A 991-nucleotide genomic window follows, 5' to 3' on the forward strand; every position below is an offset into this window, starting at 1 on the left:
CCTGCGCCGCCGCCTTGTGACCGAGCATGAAACCGTTGCCGCCGCGCTCGGCGCACATGGACCCGGTCCAGCAGCCCGTCGGGCAGCAGAGCCGCCACCGCGTCGATCAGCATCTCGTCGGGCAGCTCCGGGCCGGGATCGGTCGCGGTATCGTCCCCCGCGTCCTCTGTGTCCGGGTCGGGGGTTTTGTCTTCCGAGGTCTCTTCGGTGTCCTCGGGCGTTTCGGGCAGCTGCGTGGCGCGCACGGGGTAGACCAGCTCGGCGGCCTCGGTCAGATGCGCCTCGCACAGCGCCTCGGCCCCGTCGAGGGCTGCCAGTGCCCGTGCCGCGGTCAGCGCCAGTATCGGCGCGCGCAGGCTGTCGATGCCGAATTGCACGGCCAGCGTCGTGAGCGTGGCAAGCGCCGTCTCGGACAGCGGCAGGTCGGCGAGCCGCGCCCGGGCTGCGTCGATCTCGGCCGGGGCGGGCAGGGTGGCGGCGACCTGCGACCAGTGCAGCCCCGACAGATCCACGTGAAAGGCCAGCCGGTCCTGCAGGCCCATCGGGGCGGCCTCCTCGGGCTCGGCGCCCTCGTCCAGCAGCACCAGCGCATGGCCGGACGGCGCGTCCAGAAGTTGCCCCAGCCGCGCGGCCAGCCCCGGCGGGCAACGTTCGGCCATGGGCAGGATCAGCAGGCCGGGCGTTTCCACCAGCCCGGGATCGCGCACCATGCGCCCCTCGGCGAGGGAGGCGGCGATGTTGAGCCCGCCGAAAAGCTGCGTATCGCTGATCTCGGGGTGAATGCGGCGCTGCGGGCCCGGCAGTTTGGCCAGGGCGGCCTCGGCGGTCTGGCGCACCGGACCCACGCGGGCGCGCAGGGTCAGCCCGCCCAGGCCCGATGGGTTGACCGCCAGCGCCGCCATGGCCCGCATGGTGCGGGTCCAGGCCAGCGGCGCGCTCATGCGAGCACGTCGGCCACCGCGCGGGTGACGCGGGCGGTCGATCCGGCCTC

At 74.1% G+C, this 991-nt stretch carries 1 pseudogene; it reads right to left on the minus strand.

The annotated features are described in order from the left end of the window. Positions 1–941 (minus strand): annotated as a pseudogene (locus ACH107_RS33160) (magnesium chelatase ATPase subunit D); the annotation flags it as partial. Positions 942–991 lie beyond the last annotated feature (50 nt).

The sequence above is a fragment of the Roseovarius halophilus (ex Wu et al. 2025) genome, from assembly GCF_047086965.1.